Source organism: Comamonas sp. MYb396 (genome assembly GCF_037479555.1).
Classification (GTDB): Bacteria; Pseudomonadota; Gammaproteobacteria; order Burkholderiales; family Burkholderiaceae_C; genus Comamonas.
In genome coordinates this window covers 826903-838673 of sequence record NZ_JBBGYU010000001.1, presented here as the reverse complement: position 1 = coordinate 838673, position 11771 = coordinate 826903, and the positions used below count along the sequence as shown (strand labels likewise).

Sequence of the window (11771 nt, the reverse complement as noted above, 5' to 3'; positions counted from 1 at the left end):
GCATAAAAAAACGCCCCACAGGGAGCGTTCGTTGGGCTGGCTGCCAACTGCCAGCGGCAGATGGGCCATCCGGGTGGTTCAGCCGGCGCTTTATTCGTCGTTGTTCTTGGGGCTGGCGGTCGAGGTCAGGATGTTGCTGGGGTCGTCCACCGATTCGCGCAAGGCCTTGCCTGGCTTGAAGTGGGTGACGCGCTTGGCGGGCACCTGCACGGCTTCGCCGCTGCGTGGGTTGCGGCCCAGGCGGGGTTGGCGGTGGGTGATGGTGAAGCTGCCAAAGCCACGGATCTCGATGCGTTGTCCGCGTACCAGCGAGTCTTCGATGGCCTCCAGAATCGTTTTGACGGCCTGCTCCGCATCCCGCTGCGTCAGCTGGTGGAATCGAGCGGCAAGCTCTTCAATCAGATCGGATCGGGTCATACGAATGTGGAATCTTCGTGAATCAAATAGTCAAAGCGTTGGTGGGCGCACTGGGCGCCCACCTTGTCTGCAAGCTACCGACTATACCAAGACGGGCAAGGCATGGGTCGGTAGCGGAGCCGTCAATTACTTGTCGGCGTCCAGCTTGGCGCGCAACAGTGCGCCCAGGCTGGTGGTACCAGCATTTTCCTTGGACGATTGCTGCGACAGCGAAGCCATGGTTTCTTGCTGTTCAGCGTGGTCCTTCTGCTTGATAGACAGGGAGATGCTGCGGCTCTTGCGATCCACATTGGTCACCACGGCGGTAACTTCATCACCTTCCTTGAGCACCGAACGTGCGTCTTCCACGCGGTCCACCGAGATTTCGGAAGCACGCAGGTAGCCGACGATGTCGTCGCCCAGGTCGATTTCAGCGCCCTTGGCATCCACAGACTTGACCTTGCCGGTCACGATCTGGCCCTTGTCGTTCACGGTAGCGAACGTGGTGAATGCATCGCTGTCGAGCTGCTTGATGCCCAACGAGATACGCTCACGGTCCACGTCCACGGCCAGCACGATGGCTTCCACTTCCTGGCCCTTCTTGTAGTTACGAACCGCGGCTTCGCCGGTTTCGTTCCACGACAGGTCAGACAGGTGAACCAGACCGTCGATGCCCGAGGCCAGGCCCACGAACACGCCGAAGTCGGTGATCGACTTGATCGGGCCCTTCACGCGGTCACCACGCTTGGTGTTCTGCGCGAATTCTTGCCATGGGTTGGCCTTGCACTGCTTCATGCCCAGGGAGATACGACGCTTGTCTTCGTCGATTTCCAGAACCATGACTTCGACTTCGTCGCCCAGGGTCACGAGCTTGGAAGGAGCAACGTTCTTGTTGGTCCAGTCCATTTCGGACACGTGCACCAGACCTTCGATGCCTGGTTCCAGTTCCACGAACGCGCCGTAGTCGGCAATGTTGGTGACCTTGCCGAACAGGCGGGTGCTCGATGGATAACGGCGCGACACGCCCATCCATGGATCGTCGCCCATTTGCTTCAGACCCAGCGAGACACGGTTCTTTTCGGTGTCGAACTTCAGGATCTTGGCGGTGATTTCCTGGCCAGCGGTCACCACTTCGGATGGGTGACGCACGCGGCGCCATGCCATGTCGGTGATGTGCAGCAGGCCGTCGATACCGCCCAGGTCCACGAACGCACCGTATTCGGTGATGTTCTTGACCACGCCTTGAACGATGGAGCCTTCCTTGAGGGTTTCCATCAGCTTGGCGCGCTCTTCGCCCATCGAGGCTTCCACCACAGCGCGGCGGCTCAGGACCACGTTGTTGCGCTTGCGGTCGAGCTTGATGACCTTGAATTCCAGGGTCTTGTTTTCGTAAGGGGTCAGGTCCTTGATCGGACGGGTGTCGATCAGCGAGCCTGGCAGGAAGGCACGGATGCCGTTGACCAGAACGGTCAGGCCGCCCTTGACCTTGCCGGAGGTGGTGCCGGTCACGAATTCGCCCGATTCCAGCGCCTTTTCCAGGGCCAGCCAGGAAGCCAGACGCTTGGCGGTGTCGCGCGACAGAATGGTGTCGCCGTAGCCGTTTTCGATGGAACCGATGGCCACGGACACGAAGTCACCCACTTGGACTTCGATTTCGCCCTGGTCGTTCTTGAATTCGTCGATTGGCACATAGGCTTCGGACTTCAGGCCGGCGTTCACCACCACGAAGTTGTGCTCAACGCGCACGACTTCAGCAGTGATCACTTCGCCAGGACGCATTTCGGTGCGTGTCAACGACTCTTCAAAAAGGGCGGCAAAAGATTCAGACATGTATTTCCTTAGACACGGGCAGGTTTCCGGCAGCACTATTGCTGACGTTTTTATGGCTGGCCGTGCAGGTTGTGTGGTTGTGACACCACGGGGTTCAAAGTTAAACAACCCGGCAACCCATGGCGGTTAGATCCACCAGTAGAAGGTTGCAGGGGCGGGTAACACCGCCGCCAAAGGCAGGAGAAGGGGCGCGCTGGGCGCCTCAGGCCTGTTCTTTGCCAAACGGCTGTCGCTTTTCCCACCAGGACAGCACCTGAGCGACCGCGTTGTCCACGCTCATCTCGGAGTTGTCCAGCAAGAATGCATCCTGCGCTGCATGCAAGGGGGCGGTGGCGCGGTTCATGTCGCGCGCGTCCCGCGCCTCAAGGTCAGCACGAAGGTCGGCTATTGTAGCCGGTATTCCTTTTTCAATCAACTGTTTATGGCGGCGCTCGGCGCGCTTGGCGGCGCTGGCCGTCAGATAGACCTTCAGAGGGGCGAGCGGGAAAATCACCGTGCCCATGTCGCGGCCATCAGCGACCAGGCCGGGCAGCTGGCGAAAATCATGCTGGGCCTGCACCAGCGCCTGGCGCACGGCGGGCAGCGCCGAGACCAGGGAGGCGTTCATGCCCGCTTCTTCGCTGCGGATGGCCAGGCTGATGTCCTCGCCATCGAGCCGCACGCCATGGTCCGCGCCGAACTGGATGTCCATCTGCGCAATCAGCGCGGCAATCTGGCTGGCATGCTCGGCATCGATCGGGATGCCGGCGCGGGTGGCGGCCAGGCCGGTGATGCGGTAGAGCGCGCCCGAGTCGAGCAGGTGGTAGCCCAACTGCTCGGCCACGGCCGAGGCCACGGTGCCCTTGCCCGAGGCGGTGGGTCCATCAATGCAGATCACCGGAATCGAGCCGGGCACGGCGCGCACGGCCGAGAACATGGCCTCGAAGTAGCCGGGGAAGGTCTTGGCCACGCACTTGGGGTCTTCAATGCGCACCGGCAGGCCGGCGGGGTTGAAGGCGGCCAGCGAGAAGCACATCGCTACGCGGTGGTCGTCATAGGTGTGGATGCTGGCGGGCCTCCAGGCCTCGCGGTTCGCGGGCGGGGTGATGGTCAGGTAGTCCGCGCCTTCCACCACCACAGCGCCGAGCTTGCGCAGCTCGATGGCCATCGCGGTCAGGCGGTCGGTTTCCTTGACGCGCCAGCTGGCGATATTGCGCAAGGTGGTGGTGCCATTGGCGTAGAGCGCCATCGCGGCCAGGGTCATCGCTGCGTCGGGGATGTGGTTGCAGTCCATGTCGATGGCCTGCAGCGGCCAGGCGCCCCGGCGGATCTCCAGCCAGTTGGGGCCGCTGGTGATGGCCGCGCCCATCGCGCGTGCGGCATCGACAAAGCGGATATCGCCCTGGATCGACTGCGCGCCCACGCCCACAACCTTGACGACCCGGTCCACGCTGGAGGTGCCGCCTTGCGCATTGGGCCGGCTGCCCTTGCTGGCGGCAATGGCGCCCAGCGCGATGAAGTAGCTGGCCGACGAGGCATCGGCCTCGACATGGATCTCGTGCGGCGACTGGTAGCGGCTGCCGGCCAGCACGGTAAAGCGTTGCCACTGCTCGTTCTTGATGGCAATGCCAAAGCGCTTGAGCAGCTCCAGCGTGATATGGATATAGGGCTTGGAGATCAGCTCGCCCGCCACTTCGATGACGATGTCCTGGCGCGTGGCGACCAAGGGCAGGGCCATCAGCAGGGCGGTCAGGAACTGGCTGGAGACATCGCCGCGCACGGTGATGGGCGTGTTCAGCTGCAGCTGCGCGACCGTCACGGGCTGGATGCGCAGCGGCGGAAAGCCCTCGTTGCCCAGGTAGTCGATCTGGCAGCCCAGCTGGCGCAGCGCATCGACCAGGTCACCGATGGGGCGCTCGTGCATGCGCGGCACACCGCTCATCTCGAACTGGCCGCCGAGCAAAGCCAGCGCAGCGGTCAGCGGCCGCATGGCCGTGCCGGCATTGCCCAGGAACAGCGCGGTGCTGCGGGCGGCCAGCGCGGGCGCCAACTGGCCGGCAATGCCGGTGATGTGGTAGCTGTTGAGGTGGGCCGGGTCGGTGCTGCGCACCACGGCGCAGCCCAGTTGCTCCAGCGCACGCAGCATCACCTGGGTGTCGTCGGAGTCGAGCAGGTCATGGATGGTGGTGGTGCCCGCGCTCAGCGCGGCCAGCAGTAGCACGCGGTTGGAGATGCTCTTGGAGCCGGGCAGCTGCACTTCACCATGGGCGCTTTGCAAGGCGGGGATATCGAGAAATGCAGTGGAGAACATGGCGGGGCTCTGCTGTGGGGTGGTTGCGCCAGGCCTGCTGCGCAGGCGGCGCGGTGGTCGCAAACGAAGGTGGCGCTGCCCGTTATCAGGTAGCGCCACTGGCTATTATCGGTCCACCGGCTGGGCCAGTGCTGGCACTGCGCCGATCAAGCGGTGGTTTTGTGCTTGGACAGCGACTCTGGCGTGTAGAGCTTGCCCTGCTTCCACTGCGCGCGGGTGCCGCTGGCCTCGCGCAGCAGCTGCTCGAGCGCGGGCTGGTCGTCGCTCAGCAACGCGGCCTCGTAGCTGCCCAGCATGTGCTGCAGCGACTGGATCTGCTTGAGGATCTCGCTGCGGTTGGCCAGGAAGATATCGCGCCACATCTGCGGCTCGGCCGCGGCAATGCGGGTGAAATCGCGAAAGCCGGGGCCGGCGAGCGACAGCATGCGGTGTGCGCCGTCTTGCGACAGCAGCGAGTTCATATAGGCCATGGCCACCAGGTGCGGCGCGTGGCTGCTGGCGGCCAATGCGGCATCGTGCTGCTCGGGCGCCATGCTGGTCACATGGGTGCCAATGGCCTTCCAGATGGCCTCGGCCTGGCGCAGCTGGGCGACCTTGGTCAGCTCAGTCGGGGTGAGCACCACCTGGGCATCGCGGTAGAGGTTGACGTCGGCGTGGTCCACACCAAAGACTTCCTTGCCGGTGATCGGGTGGGCCGGCACAAAGCAGCCAAAGCGGTCGCGCAGCGCGCGGCGCGCGGCAGCCACCACATCCATCTTGGTCGAGCCCACATCCATCACCAGGGTGTCGGGGTTGATCAGGTGCTTGATGTTGGCCAGGGTCGACTCGGTCGAGGCGACGGGGATAGCCAGCAGCACCAGATCGGCGCCCGAGACGGCCTGCAGGGCCGAGCTGGCTTCTTCGTCGATGACGCCCATCTGGCGCGCGCGGCTGGTGGTGGATGGCGACTTGCTGTAGCCGACAATGCGTTTGACCAGCCCCGCCCGTTTGGCTGCAAGGGCAAATGAGCCGCCCATCAGCCCGCAGCCGATCAGCGCCATATGTTCAAACTTTTTCACCGATTCAACTCCCGACAGGGTAGGCGCCGAGCACCTTGTAGAACGCACACAGCGCACGCAGCTCATCCAGGGCCTTGGCCACATGGGGCTGCGACGGGTGGCCGTCCAGGTCAATATAGAAATAGTATTCCCACTGGCCGGTGCGGGCCGGGCGGGATTCGAAGCGCGTCATCGACACGCCATGCTTGCTCAGCGGCATCAGCAGCTCATGCACGGCACCGGGCCGGTTGGGCACCGAGACGACCAGGCTGGTGCAGTCCTTGCCACTGGGCTCGGGCGTGGCCAGCGTGTGGGGCAGGCAGATGATCGCAAAGCGCGTGCGGTTGTAGGCGTCATCCTGGATGGCATGGCTGATGATGTGCAGGCCGTACTGCTGGGCCGCACGCTCGCCGGCGATGCCGGCCATGTTCGGGTGCAGGGCCGCCAGGCGCGCGCCTTCGGCATTGCTCTCGACCGGGCGGCGCTCGGCATGGGGCAGGTGCTTGGACAGCCAGCCCTGGCACTGCGCCAGCGCCTGGGGATGCGCGGCCACGACCTCGATGCCTTCGAGCGAGTTGGTCGTGCGCATCAGGTTGTGGCGGATCAGCAGGCTCACCTCGCCCACCACATGGCAGGGCGTGTGCAGGAACATGTCCAGCGAGCGCGTGACCACGCCTTCGTTCGAGTTCTCCACGCCGACGACGCCAAACTGGGCGCTGCCCGCAGCGGTGGAATGGAAGACCTCTTCAAAACTGTTGCAGTACTTGATGTCGGCAGCGCCGCCAAAGTACTGGATGGCCGCTTCTTCGCAGAAGGTGCCGGCCGGGCCCAGGATGGCTACGCGCTGGGGCGATTCCAGCGCCAGGCAGGCGGACATGATCTCGCGCCAGATGGCCGAGACATGGGCGGCCTTCAAGGGGCCAGGGTTGGCGTTTTCAATCTTCTGGATGACCTGGGCGACCCGGTCTGGGCGGAAGAAGGGCGTGCCTTCGCGCTTTTTCAGCTCGCCCACCCGTTCGGCAACCAGGGCGCGCTGGTTCAGCAAGGTCAGCAGCTGCGTGTCGAGATTGTCAATCTGGACACGCAGTGCGGCGAGTTCGGGGGACGCTTGGGGTGAAGTGCTCATGGTGGCCTGGGTGTGCGATGCGGGCAGCTCCCGGGGAGACTGCCAGCCAGTAAGAATAACGTAAGAGTGTTTCCCGGGCAAAACCGGGGCGTTGCTGATCAGCCCTGTTTTTCAAAACTTTGCATATAGTCCACCAGCGCCTGCACGCCTGCCAGCGGCATGGCGTTGTAGATGCTGGCGCGCATGCCGCCGACCGACTTGTGGCCCTTGAGCTGCAGCAGACCACGCGCCTTGGCGCCATCCAGAAATGCCTGGTTGCGTGACTCATCCTTGAGGAAGAAGGGCACATTCATGCGCGAGCGGCAGTCGCGCGCCACGCGGTTCTCGTAGAGCTGCGAGCCATCGATGGCCTGGTAGAGCAGCTCGGCCTTGGCGCTGTTGCGCGCTTCCAGCGCGGCAACGCCGCTTGCCGCACCTTCTTGCTGGCGCAAGATCCATTCAAAGGTCAGGCCGGCAATGTAGATGCCCCAGGTGGGAGGCGTGTTGTACATCGACTGGTTGTCGGCCACCAGGCGGTAGTTGAAGGCGCTGGGGCACATGGCCATTGCGTGGCCGAGCAGGTCGTCGCGCACGACGACCAGGGTCAGGCCGGCGGGGCCCAGGTTCTTCTGCGCGCCGCCAAAGGCCAGGCCCACGCGGCTCCAGTCCACCTTGCGCGATGCCACATGCGACGAGAAATCGATCACCAGCGGCGCCTGGCAGCCCAGGCTGGCCAGGTCGGGCAGCTGCTGGAACTCCACGCCATTGATGGTCTCGTTGCTGCAGATGTGCACATAGCGCGCATCGGCACGCAGCTTCCAACTGGCAGGATCGGGGATATGGGTAAAGCCCTGGGCTTCGTCGGTGGCGGCAACTGCGGCGTTGCAGAACTTGGCCGCTTCCTTGGTGGACTTCTGGCTCCAGCTGCCGGTCACGACGAAATCGACCGCGCCGCCTTGCGACAGGTTCAGCGGCACGATGGCGTTCTCCGCCAGGCCGCCGCCTTGCATGAACAGGATGTGGAAGTTGGCGGGTACGGCCAGCAGTTGGCGGAAGTCGGCTTCGGCCTTCTCGCAGATCGAGATGAACTCCTTGCCGCGGTGGCTCATCTCCATCACGCTCATGCCGCTGCCGCGCCAGTCCAGCATCTCGCTGGCTGCTTGCTGCAGCACGTCTTCAGGGATGGCGGCCGGACCGGCCGAGAAGTTATAGGGGCGTTGCATGGAAGGCCTTGTTGGCTCGCACAGCGAGCGGTGATAGCTATGGAAAAAGGAGCATAAAGGGCAGGAAAAAGCCATGTCGCAACATGGCTTTTTCTGTGCGGGCTTAGGAGCCGTCTGCCGGGCTTGCGGCGTCGTTGCCGTCCGCCCCCTGGGCGTTATCGGCGCCATCGGCACCGTCAGCCTCGGCGTTCTCGTCCGCCTGCGCATCGTTCTCGACAATGCGCTGCAGCCCGCTCAGCTTGGCGCCTGCATCGAGGCTGATCAGGGTCACGCCCTGTGTGGCGCGGCCCATCTCGCGGATCTCGGCCACCCGGGTGCGCACCAGCACGCCGGTGTCGGTGATCAGCATGATCTGGTCATCCGGGCTCACCAGGGTGGCGGCCACGACCTTGCCGTTGCGTTCCGACTGCTGGATCGCGATCATGCCCTTGGTGCCACGGCCGTGGCGGGTGTACTCGACGATCGAGGTGCGCTTGCCGTAGCCGTTTTCGGTGGCGGTCAGCACGCTGTGCAAGGTCTCGCGCGGCAGCTCGCCCAGCGCCGCAATGGCGGCCAGGTCGGCCGCTTCCAGCGCAGCGCGGGCCTCGTCGATCTGCTTGCGCACCGCGTCAATGTCAGCCGCTGGTGCCTGGGCGTCCTGCAATTCCTTGTCGCGGATCTGCAGGTTGTCCAGCGCGTCCTTGGCCTTGCGCGCTTCGACTTCGGACGGGTGCTGCTCGGCCACCAGCATCGCGATCAGGTTCTGGCTGTCGTCGATGTTCATGCCGCGCACGCCGCGCGCATTGCGGCCCATGGGGCGCACATCGTTTTCATCAAAGCGCACGGCCTTGCCGCCATCGCTGAACAGCATCACATCGTGGCGGCCTTCGGTCAGCGCCGCGCCAATCAGCACGTCGCCATCGTCCAGGCCCACGGCGATGATGCCGGCCTTGCGCGGGTTGCTGAACTCGTCCAGCGAGGTCTTCTTGACGGTGCCCATGCGGGTGGCCATGAACACATAGTGGTCGGCCGGGAAGCTGCGGTATTCACCGGTCAGCGGCAATACCACGTTGATCTTCTCGTCGTCCTGCAGCGGGAACATGTTGACGATGGGGCGGCCACGCGAGCCGCGCGAGCCGGCAGGCACTTCCCAGACCTTGAGCCAGTACAGGCGGCCCCGGTTGGAGAAGCACAGCAAGTAGTCGTGCGTGTTGGCGATAAAGAGCTGGTCGATCCAGTCGTCTTCCTTGGTAGCTGTCGCCTGCTTGCCGCGCCCGCCGCGCTTTTGCGAGCGGTACTCGCTCAGCGGCTGGCTCTTGATATAGCCGGTGTGCGACAGGGTCACCACCATGTCGGTCGGGGTGATCAGGTCTTCGGTGGACAGGTCTTGCGCGCTGTACTCGACCAGGCTGCGGCGTGCGCCCAGCTTGGTCTGGCCGAACTCGGTCTTGAGGGCCACCAGCTCTTCGCCGATGATGGTCGAGACACGCTCGGGCTTGGCCAGGATGTCCAGCAGGTCTTCGATGACCGCCATGATGTCCTTGTACTCGGCAACGATCTTGTCCTGCTCCAGACCGGTCAGGCGCTGCAGACGCATCTGCAGGATTTCCTGCGCCTGCGTCTCGGACAGGCGGTAGAGGCCGTCCTGCTGCATGCCGAATTCCACTTCCAGGCCTTCGGGGCGGTAGTCGTCGGCATTGATGACGCCCCCATCGGTACGCGTGCGGGTGAGCATCTCGCGCACCAGCTTGCTGTCCCAGCTCTTGGTCATCAGCTCGGCCTTGGCCACCGGGGGTGTGGGCGCATTGCGGATGATGGCGATGAAGTCATCGATATTGGCCAGCGCCACGGCCAGACCTTCGAGCACATGGCCGCGATCGCGTGCCTTGCGCAGCTCATACACGGTGCGGCGCGTCACCACTTCACGGCGGTGCTCCAGGAAGACCTTGATCAGGTCCTTCAGGTTGCACAGCTTGGGCTGGCCGTTGACCAGCGCCACCATGTTCATGCCAAAGGTGTCCTGCAGCTGGGTCTGCTTGTACAGGTTGTTGAGCACCACCTCGGGCACTTCGCCGCGCTTGAGCTCGATCACCAGGCGCATGCCGGACTTGTCCGACTCGTCCTGGATGTGGCTGATGCCTTCGATCTTCTTCTCGTGCACCAGCTCGGCCATGCGCTCCTGCAAGGTCTTCTTGTTGACCTGGTAGGGCAGCTCGTCGACGATGATCGACTGGCGCTGGCCCTTGTCGATATCTTCAAAGTGCACCTTGGCGCGCATCACGATCTTGCCACGGCCGGTGCGGTAGCCTTCCTTGACGCCATTGATGCCGTAGATGATGCCGGCGGTGGGGAAGTCGGGCGCGGGCACGATCTCCATCAGGTCATCGACCGAGGCGTCGGGGTGGTGCAGCAGGTGCAGGCAGGCATCCACCACTTCATTCAAGTTGTGCGGAGGAATATTGGTGGCCATACCCACCGCAATACCGGCCGATCCATTGATCAGCAGATTGGGGACGCGCGCGGGCAGCACCAGCGGCTCGCTTTCGGAGCCGTCATAGTTGGGGCCGAAGTCCACGGTTTCCTTGTCGATATCGGCCAGCATTTCATGGGCGATCTTGGACAGGCGGATTTCGGTATACCGCATGGCCGCAGCACTGTCGCCGTCCACCGAGCCGAAGTTACCCTGGCCATCGACCAGCATATGGCGCAGTGAAAAATCCTGGGCCATGCGCACGATGGTGTCGTAGACGGCGCTGTCACCGTGCGGGTGGTACTTACCAATCACGTCACCCACAATACGCGCGCTCTTCTTATAAGGGCGGTTCCAATCGTTGTTCAGCTCATGCATCGCATACAGAACCCGGCGGTGCACCGGTTTCATGCCGTCACGGGCATCTGGGAGAGCGCGGCCAACGATCACGCTCATCGCGTAATCGAGGTAGCTGCGGCGCATTTCCTCTTCCAGGCTGATCGGCAATGTTTCTTTAGCAAACTGGGTCATAGTGCGTGCATAGGTGGCGAAGTACAAGAGGCATTTTAGGCGCAAGCTGATGTTGCATGTGGGCAACATTCTAGGCCCAATGCGCTTTTGTCTTACCGTTGGCGCTACAGATAACTATGGCGATCCGGTACGCCTATGGCACAATAAGTAAGAACGTTTTTGGTGATGGTCACTGACGACGTCTTGATTCGCAGCGCGGCTGCGGCTTTTTCCCCAAGAGGAGAACCATGAAGAAACTGAACAAAGTGGCGATGTTGTTTGCCTCTGCAGCGCTTGCAACCGCCGCTGGAGCACAAATTAAGGCTGCTGATGGCGGCAAAGTAGTTGACAACTGGCAAAACGGCAGCGGTGAGTTGGTCTGGAAGAACGGTACCAACGAACTGTGCTGGCGCGATGCTAACTGGACCCCTGCTACCGCTGCTGAAGGCTGCGACGGTGCCCTGGTGAAGGCTGCTGAAGCACCCGCACCAGCACCTGCTGCTACCCCAGCTGCTCCTGCACCAGCTCCAGTGGCTCCTCCAGTTGCCCAGACCCAAAAGGTCACCTACGCTGCTGACGCATTCTTCGACTTCGACAAGTCGGTGCTGAAGCCAGAAGGCAAGGCTAAGCTGGACGATGTGGCTTCCAAGGTGAAGAACATCAACCTGGAAGTGATCATCGCTGTGGGTCACACCGACTCCATCGGCTCCGATGCTTACAACCAAAAGCTGTCCGTGCGTCGCGCTGAAGCTGTGAAGGCTTACCTGGTGTCCAAGGGCATCGACAAGAGCCGCGTGTACACCGAAGGCAAGGGCGAAAAGCAACCAGTGGCAGACAACAAGACTGCAGCTGGCCGCGCCAAGAACCGTCGCGTGGAAATCGAAGTGGTGGGCACCCAGAAGTAATTCTTCTGCCCCTGCGCAAAAAAGCC

General features: G+C 63.0%; 8 protein-coding genes. 1 reads left to right on the top strand and 7 read right to left on the bottom strand.

Annotation, left to right across the window (positions count from 1 at the left end; genetic code table 11):
• Positions 1–90 precede the first annotated feature (90 nt).
• The 7 genes from WH265_RS03870 to gyrA form a co-directional block, all read right to left on the bottom strand.
• Positions 91–417 (bottom strand): integration host factor subunit beta, encoded by a 327-nt coding sequence (locus WH265_RS03870; protein ID WP_021027333.1) that lies wholly within the window; start codon positions 415–417, stop codon positions 91–93.
• A 126-nt stretch (positions 418–543) separates the two neighbouring features.
• A complete protein-coding gene (rpsA, locus tag WH265_RS03865) occupies positions 544–2226 on the bottom strand; it encodes a 30S ribosomal protein S1 (protein WP_021027334.1) in 1683 nt (560 codons plus the stop codon).
• A 202-nt stretch (positions 2227–2428) separates the two neighbouring features.
• Entirely contained in the window at positions 2429–4516 is a 2088-nt protein-coding gene (locus tag WH265_RS03860) for a bifunctional 3-phosphoshikimate 1-carboxyvinyltransferase/cytidylate kinase (RefSeq protein WP_339557381.1), read from the bottom strand.
• Between the two features lie 146 nt (positions 4517–4662).
• A complete protein-coding gene (locus tag WH265_RS03855) occupies positions 4663–5556 on the bottom strand; it encodes a prephenate dehydrogenase (RefSeq protein WP_043340473.1) in 894 nt (297 codons plus the stop codon).
• Positions 5557–5578: 22 nt separating this feature from the next.
• Entirely contained in the window at positions 5579–6679 is a 1101-nt protein-coding gene (gene pheA, locus WH265_RS03850) for a prephenate dehydratase (RefSeq protein ID WP_021027337.1), read from the bottom strand.
• 98 nt (positions 6680–6777) lie between these two features.
• Complete coding sequence (gene serC, locus WH265_RS03845; protein ID WP_339557380.1) at positions 6778–7881, bottom strand: 3-phosphoserine/phosphohydroxythreonine transaminase; 1104 nt, start codon at positions 7879–7881, stop codon at positions 6778–6780.
• A 103-nt stretch (positions 7882–7984) separates the two neighbouring features.
• The gene (gyrA, locus tag WH265_RS03840; RefSeq protein WP_339557379.1) at positions 7985–10861 is read right to left on the bottom strand and encodes a DNA gyrase subunit A; all 2877 of its coding nucleotides are present in this window, start codon (positions 10859–10861) and stop codon (positions 7985–7987) included.
• A 227-nt stretch (positions 10862–11088) separates the two neighbouring features.
• Here gyrA and ompA point away from each other — a divergent pair, with 227 nt between their 5' ends.
• Positions 11089–11745 carry an outer membrane protein OmpA gene (ompA, locus tag WH265_RS03835; protein ID WP_021027340.1) on the top strand — a complete coding sequence of 219 codons (657 nt, stop codon included), beginning with the start codon at positions 11089–11091 and terminating at the stop codon, positions 11743–11745.
• The last annotated feature ends 26 nt before the right edge of the window (positions 11746–11771 follow it).

What these genes read in the sequence shown, in the direction of transcription:
- WH265_RS03870 (WP_021027333.1), bottom strand. Translation starts at nt 417, where the DNA reads ATGACCCGATCCGATCTGATTGAAGAGCTTGCCGCTCGATTCCACCAG.
- rpsA (WP_021027334.1), bottom strand. Translation starts at nt 2,226, where the DNA reads ATGTCTGAATCTTTTGCCGCCCTTTTTGAAGAGTCGTTGACACGCACC.
- WH265_RS03860 (WP_339557381.1), bottom strand. Translation starts at nt 4,516, where the DNA reads ATGTTCTCCACTGCATTTCTCGATATCCCCGCCTTGCAAAGCGCCCAT.
- WH265_RS03855 (WP_043340473.1), bottom strand. Translation starts at nt 5,556, where the DNA reads ATGGCGCTGATCGGCTGCGGGCTGATGGGCGGCTCATTTGCCCTTGCA.
- pheA (WP_021027337.1), bottom strand. Translation starts at nt 6,679, where the DNA reads ATGAGCACTTCACCCCAAGCGTCCCCCGAACTCGCCGCACTGCGTGTC.
- serC (WP_339557380.1), bottom strand. Translation starts at nt 7,881, where the DNA reads ATGCAACGCCCCTATAACTTCTCGGCCGGTCCGGCCGCCATCCCTGAA.
- gyrA (WP_339557379.1), bottom strand. Translation starts at nt 10,861, where the DNA reads ATGACCCAGTTTGCTAAAGAAACATTGCCGATCAGCCTGGAAGAGGAA.
- ompA (WP_021027340.1), top strand. Translation starts at nt 11,089, where the DNA reads ATGAAGAAACTGAACAAAGTGGCGATGTTGTTTGCCTCTGCAGCGCTT.